Origin of the sequence: Streptomyces panaciradicis (genome assembly GCF_023516615.1) — a bacterium.
Classification (GTDB): domain Bacteria; phylum Actinomycetota; class Actinomycetes; order Streptomycetales; family Streptomycetaceae; genus Streptomyces; species Streptomyces panaciradicis.
In genome coordinates this window covers 24,079-30,217 of the sequence record NZ_JAMGBF010000174.1, presented here as the reverse complement: position 1 = coordinate 30,217, position 6,139 = coordinate 24,079, and the positions used below count along the sequence as shown (strand labels likewise).

Sequence of the window (6,139 nt, the reverse complement as noted above, 5' to 3'; positions counted from 1 at the left end):
CTCCGACGCCATCGCATCGAACAACGCGGTGGTGAAGTACACGGCGGTAGCACGGTGTTCGGTGAGCGCCTTCGCCAGTTCGGCGATGTCCAGCTTCGGGGCGGGCAGCACGATCGCGGTGCCGCCGCTGAGCAGGGGCACCCACAGCTCGTACGTCGAGGAGTCGAACGCCAGCGGCGAATACGCCAGCACCCGACGGTGCCGCCCACCCGCACCCCACCACGGGTCCAGCGCCAGCTCCACCACATTGCGATGCGTGTTCGCCACACCCTTCGGCGTCCCGCTGGAACCCGAGGTGTACATCACATACGCCAACTGGTCCGCATGCACGGGCACTTGGAGGGGCTCGGTGGGTGCGGCGGGTTCGGTGACGTCGTCGGTGAGCCTGAGGACGGGCACGCTACCGGCGAAGGCGGTGGCGTGCTGGTCGTCGCGGTCGGTCAGGAGGAGGACGGCGCCGGTGTCGTCGAGGATGAAGGCGCGCCGTTGTTCGGGCTGGCGGGGGTCGAGGGGGACGTAGCAGCCGCCGGACTTGAGGACCGCGAGGACGGCGACGACGTAGGCCAGGGAGCGGTCCTGGAGGAGAGCGACGGCGTCTCCCGGGCGCACACCGTGGGACCGGAGCCGGTGGGCGAGCGCGTCGGCGGCCCGGTCCAGTGCCCGGTAGGTCAGTTCACGGCCCTCGCACACCAGCGCCGGCGCGTCGGGGGTGCGGGCGGCCTGCGCGGCGAACAGCTCGTGCAGCGTGCCCTCGGGGAGGGGGGCGGCGGTGTCGTTGTAGGCGGTGAGGTCGACGGGGGTGACGGCCTGGGCGGGGTGCGGGTGAGACATCTTCTCGACACCATTCTCGAAGGTTCGGGGTCTGCACGGGTCTCGCGGCGAGCCGGAAACCGGTGTGGCCACGACTTGAGGAAGCGCGTGTGCGGTGCGGAAAAGGCGCGCAGGGCGCGCTGCCGGGTCAGGCGGCGCCGGATGCCGCCGAGGGCATGCGCCAGGCGGCCGGGAACAACAGGTCCTGCGGGTCCAGGGCGTTGACGTGGTACTTGCCGACCGCGCTGGTCAGCATCCGGACCTCCAGGGCGAAGGCCTCGGCGAGGCGGCGCAGGCCGGCCTCGCGGTCCTCGTCGACGGCGAGGAGCGCGGCGCGGCCGAGGCCGACGGCGCGGGCGCCCAGGGCGAGGGCCTTGACGGCGCGGGTGCCCTCCCACATGCGGCCGCTGGCCAGCAGGCAGCTGTCCTTGCGGCCCACGCGGCGCAGGCAGTCGGCGAGCGGCAGCCCGACATGGGAGAGGAAGCCGGTGGGGGCCCAGGCGGTGCCGCCCTCGGCGCCGTCGACGGTGACGGCGTCGGCGCCGGCCGCCCAGGCGGTGGCCGCCGCCTCGGCGACGTCCCGGCCGGGGTGCAGCTTCACCCACACCTTCACGCGGGGGAAGTTGTTGCGCATGAGCCGGACCTGCTGGCGCAGGATCTCCTCGGTGAAGGTGCCGGGGCTGCTGACCCGCAGCACCCGGTCGCTGTCGGCGCCGAACACCTCGTCGGTGGCGTACTGTTCGGCGACCCGGCCGGCGGTGTCGCGGTCCAGGACGGTCAGGCCGCCCAGGCCGGGCTTGGCGCCCTGGCCGACCTTCAGCTCGAAGGCGAGCCGGCCGGTGGCGAGCAGGGGTTCGCTGACGGGGTCGCTGTAGATGAGGTTCCACACCTCGGCGTCGGCGTCCTCGGTGGACTGCTGGACGGCGACGCCGCCGTACTCTGCGCCGGCGGCCTCGGCATAGGCGGCGATCCGGCCCAGCAGCGGGCTGACGCCGGCGTCGTCGGCGCTGCGGTAGCCGTTGACGGGGACCACGTTCTCGCCGATGACCAGCGGGACGCCGAGCTGGGCGGCCTGCCGGCCGGCGGCCTCGCCGAGGTCGTGGCTGGCGACCTGGGTGGAGCCGAACGCGGAGACGTACAGCGGCATCCGGCTGGTGAACCCGCCGATGACCGTCTCCAGGTCGACGTCGCTGTAGAGGGGTTCGCGGCCGAGGTCGATGAGTTTCTTGAGCCGTTCGGGCATGAAGACGGGCGGGACGATCCGGATGCGCTCCAGTTCGTCGTCCGCATCCGGCGTGCAGGCGCCGGCGCCGAGGAGCCCGCTGCCGTAGCCGGACTGGGCGGGGAAGACGGCGGCGGCGCCGTGCCGGGCGCGGGCGCGGACCTGTTCCTCGGGGAAGCCGTGTGCGACCAGTGCGGTGTTCACGCCGACACCACCCCGGGGAGCTTGGGGTAGGCGCTGGCCTGCCAGGCGGCCTGCCGTCCGGTGACGTAGCGGGTGAAGCGCTCCAGGCCGATGCCGAAGCCGGAGCTGGCGGGGATGCCACGGCGGGCCAGGTCCAGGTACCAGCCGTACTTGGCGGGGTTCTCGCCGGTCTCGCGCATCCGGGTGACGAGGGTGGCGTAGTCGTGCTCGCGTTCGCTGCCGCTGGCGAGCTCACCGTAGCCCTCGGGGGCGATGAGGTCGAAGTTGCGCAGCACGCCGGGCTGTTGGGGGTTTTCCTTGTCGTAGAAGCCGCGCGAGCCCTTGGGGTAGTCGGTGACGAAGAAGGGGCGCTCGGCGCGGGCGGAGACGATCTCCTCGCCCTGCCAGTCGATCTCGGCGGCCGGGTCCTGGGGGTGCCCGGCGGCGATCAGGCCTGCGGTGGCCTCGGCGTGCCCGACGCGGCCGAAGGCGTCGCCGGCGGCCCGGCGCAGGGTCTCGGTGTCGCGGCCGAGGACGTCGAGTTCGGCCGGCATCGAGGCGAGAACGTCGGTGACGACGTGGGTGAGGAGCTGCTCGGCCAGCAGCATCGCGTCCTCGCGGCTCGCGTCGCGTATCTCCACGTCGATCTGGTGGAACTCGGCGAGGTGGCGGTGGGTGACGGCCGTCTCGACCGGCTCCAGGCGGACGTTGGGCGCGATGTAGAAGATCTTGTCGAAGGCGAGCAGCGAGGCCTGCTTGTAGAGGATGGCGCTGGTCATCAGCTTGTACTTGTGGCCGTAGAAGTCGACGTCGACCTGCTTGGAGCCACGGATGCCGGGGTCGGTGACCGGGCCGATGAGGGGCGGCAGGAGTTCCTGGAAGCCGTGCGCGGTCAAAAAGGCGCGGGTGGCGGCGAGCATGCGGCTCTGCACGCGCAGCGTGGCCCGGGTGGCGGGGTCGGTGAGGTGGGCGTCGGGCGAGGCCGGGAACGGCGCCGGTGCCTCGTCCACGGCCTCGGGGGTGGTCACGGTCACGGTCAAACCTCCAGCAGGTCGTGGGCGTGCTCGTCGTCGGCCGGGTGCTGCGGGCCGGGCGCGGAGCGGGGGGCGGGAGCCTCGTCGTAGCGGCGCTGGACGTAGGTGAGGGCGTCGTACAGGCCGCCGGCGGTGAGCCGGGCGCCGCGCGGTGCGCTGACCCGGCCGATGGGCAGCGCCCCGATGTCGGACCAGGTGATCCGGCCGGCCGCGTCGATGTGGCTGCGGGTGCGGCCGGCGTTGTCGGGGTGCAGGCAGAACGGGACGTCGAGGTAGCCGTGTTCGAACGCCGCGAGCAGTGCCTTGCCGAGGTCGGCGTCCAGGTCGAGTACGGCGTCCACGAGGGCGCGGGCCTCGGCGTAGACGGGGTTGTCGGTGCGGTCGTGGCCGTCGGCGCGGGCCGGTGCGGTGGTGCGGGCGGCGGCGCGGGCGGCGATGCGCAGGGCGTGGGTGTTCTCGGCGACGGTCGGGATGCGGTGCGCCTCGGCGGCGGTCTTGACGATGAGGCGGTCGGCGCCGGCGCGGACGGCGAGTTCGGCGGAGCGTTCCAGCAGGGCGCGGGCGCCGTGCGGGGTGCGGGGGTAGACCCCCATGTAGGTGTAGAGCACGACGTGCCAGTCGGTGTCGGGCAGGAGTTCGGCGGCCAGCCGGCGCAGCGCGCGCACGGCCTGCCGGTCCTGGGTGGGGTTGGTCTGCTGGGTGTAGCTCAGGGAGATGGACCGCAGTCCGGCCCGGTGGAAGAAGAGTGCTTCGAGGGCGCTGATCGCCACCAGCAGTCCGGGCGGGCACAGTTGGCCGAGCATGCAGCCGCCGAAGCTCTCCAGGTGTGGTGCGGCGCCGATGTCGCGCAGCGCGGCCAGCTGCTCGCAGGCCTGCTGCCAGTTGCGTACCGAGTCCACCAGCGGGGTGCGGCCGTAGGGCAGGCAGTAGGAGATGGGGCCGCCCTCGGTGGCGGTCAGGCCGAGCCGGGCGAGCGCGGAGACGATCCGCTGCGGGCTCGCCGAGCCGTGGCGGACCTGGACGGGGAAGTCGGGGCCGGGGATGCCGTCCAGGACCCAGTGGGAGGTGAGGGGGCTGTAGGAGGTGATGGGGTAGCCGTTGAGGGGGACGTCCGCGTTGAGGGCGCGTACGGCGGCCGGTTCGTCGCCGACGCGGGTGTAGCTGTCGATGGTGAGGGTGCCGGCGACCGCGTCCGCCGCGCCCTTGGTGGCGAGCAGTCCGGCCCGCATCCGGGCGGGGTCGGAGAAGCCCATCCGGGGCTGCACCACGAGGGCGCCCCGGGCCCGGGCGGCGGCCACGAACCGTCCGAAGGACGTCACCGTCCCGCTCCTTCCCCGGCGCCGGCCGGCACGGGCGGGGGGCGGTCGGCGGCGAGCGCGGTGACGAACGCCGTGAAGGGCGCGAGGCCTTCCTCGTCGTGGAAGACGGCGTCGAAGCCCGCGCTCAGCAGCCGCCGGCGGTGCCCGGTGCGGCCCTCGGCGCCGTGGACGCCGAGCTTGCCGCCGACGACGGCCGGCAGCCCGGCCAGCTCCCAGCGGGCCCGCAGCGCCCGGACGAGCTGCTCGGCGTCGTGGAAGCCGTGGCCGTTGACGCTGCTGACGACGAGCAGGTCGGGCTGGTACTTGCAGCACGACTCGACGATCTCGTCCTGCGCGATGCACGGCCCCAGATTGACGACGTGGTGCCCGAGGTCTTCGAGCAGCAATTGCATGAACACTAGATTCCAGGTGTGTGCATCGGACGGCAGTCCGGTGACCACGACGTCCAGCGGCCCGGACGGATCTCGGGGCGCCGATTGCGCAGGCTGCGTCATCACTTCGTCCACATCATGGGAGTCACGGGGAGAAGGAGGTCCGGGGTTGGCTCGGAACTTCCTTTCGCCACGATCGTAGGAACGCGGCGGGCGGCTCACCGGCGCCCCGGGCGGCAGCCGGGCGGCAGTTGACACTGCCGGTCGGCACGGGTCTTCCCGGCCCGGCGTACAGTCGCTTTCCGGCGCCGCACCGGTGCGCGGGACGTGTGGTCGAGCGCGGTCGCGGCGGTCGTCCGGCACCCGCCCGCACCCTGGCCACACGCGCGTGAAAGGGACGCCTGCGAAGGCGCACACCTGCGCGGCCGGCGTCATCCCTACCTTGCGAAGGAGTGGACCCATGTCCCAGCTCGTCCCTGTCGCCGCCCCCGACGCATCGCTGACCGCGGCGCTGCGCGCGGCCATGTCCCGGGCCGATCGCCATGAGCCGGTGGGCGAGGCGAAGTTCGCGGTGCTGGAGGCGGCGCTGCAACTGCTCGACGCCGACCGGCCGGAGCTGGCCGACCAGCCCCAGCTGCGTACGGAGCTGCTGCGCGAGGCGCTCGGCTCGGTACGGGCCGCGGCCGTCGCCGCCGGGGTGGCCGTCACGCGCGCCCGGCAGGTCACCGGCGCCTCCGTCTGACCGGCCGGCCGCACCGCGCCGGTGTCATGCCGCCCAACTGCCGCCGGTTGCTGCCCGGTTGACCGGGGCGGGAGGCCTAGCGTCGGGGCAGCGGTGCGGTGGCGATCGACCGTACCGACCTGTTCCACGGACCGACAGAGGTGACTTCCATGGCAACCAACCCGTTCGACGACGCCGACGGCCGTTTCGTCGTCCTGGTCAACGACGAGGGCCAGCACTCGCTGTGGCCCGCCCGCGTCCGTCGCCCGGACGGCTGGCAGCAGGTGCGCGAGGAGGGCAGCAAGCAGGAGTGCACCGAGTACGTCGAGGCCAACTGGACCGACCTGCGGCCGCGTTCGGTGGTGGCCGCGATGGGCGGCTGAAACCGTCCGGCCCGCACACGGGGCGGTGTCGGTAGTGGCTCTGCGCGAGCCGTACCGACACCGCCCCGTATGTGTGTGGCCCCGGTGGTGGGGGCG

General features: G+C 73.3%; 7 protein-coding genes. 2 read left to right on the top strand and 5 right to left on the bottom strand.

The features are described from left to right. The 5 genes from M8J74_RS38305 to M8J74_RS38285 all read right to left on the bottom strand — a co-directional run. Positions 1-831 (bottom strand): AMP-binding protein (locus M8J74_RS38305; protein ID WP_249840849.1); only part of this gene is annotated, 831 nt, incomplete at its 3' end. Positions 832-958: 127 nt separating this feature from the next. Then, a complete protein-coding gene (locus M8J74_RS38300) occupies positions 959-2,236 on the bottom strand; it encodes a glutamate synthase-related protein (protein WP_249840848.1) in 1,278 nt (425 codons plus the stop codon). Next, positions 2,233-3,249: an asparagine synthetase A gene (locus tag M8J74_RS38295; RefSeq protein ID WP_249840847.1), complete on the bottom strand. Its 1,017-nt coding sequence runs from the start codon at positions 3,247-3,249 to the stop codon at positions 2,233-2,235. The genes M8J74_RS38300 and M8J74_RS38295 overlap by 4 nt, the downstream gene beginning before the upstream one ends. A 2-nt stretch (positions 3,250-3,251) precedes the next feature. After that, a complete protein-coding gene (locus M8J74_RS38290) occupies positions 3,252-4,568 on the bottom strand; it encodes a methylaspartate mutase (RefSeq protein ID WP_249840846.1) in 1,317 nt (438 codons plus the stop codon). Next, on the bottom strand, positions 4,565-4,960 hold the full coding sequence (locus M8J74_RS38285; protein WP_249840845.1) for a cobalamin B12-binding domain-containing protein: 396 nt from the start codon (positions 4,958-4,960) through the stop codon (positions 4,565-4,567). Before M8J74_RS38285 ends, M8J74_RS38290 begins: the two co-directional genes overlap by 4 nt. Before the next feature lie 439 nt (positions 4,961-5,399). Here M8J74_RS38285 and M8J74_RS38280 point away from each other — a divergent pair, with 439 nt between their 5' ends. Together M8J74_RS38280 and M8J74_RS38275 are read left to right on the top strand one after the other, a co-directional pair. Continuing rightward, positions 5,400-5,681 (top strand): hypothetical protein, encoded by a 282-nt coding sequence (locus M8J74_RS38280; RefSeq protein ID WP_249840844.1) that lies wholly within the window; start codon positions 5,400-5,402, stop codon positions 5,679-5,681. 149 nt (positions 5,682-5,830) lie between these two features. Continuing rightward, complete coding sequence (locus tag M8J74_RS38275; protein WP_058927850.1) at positions 5,831-6,043, top strand: MbtH family protein; 213 nt, start codon at positions 5,831-5,833, stop codon at positions 6,041-6,043. Positions 6,044-6,139: the final 96 nt, after the last annotated feature.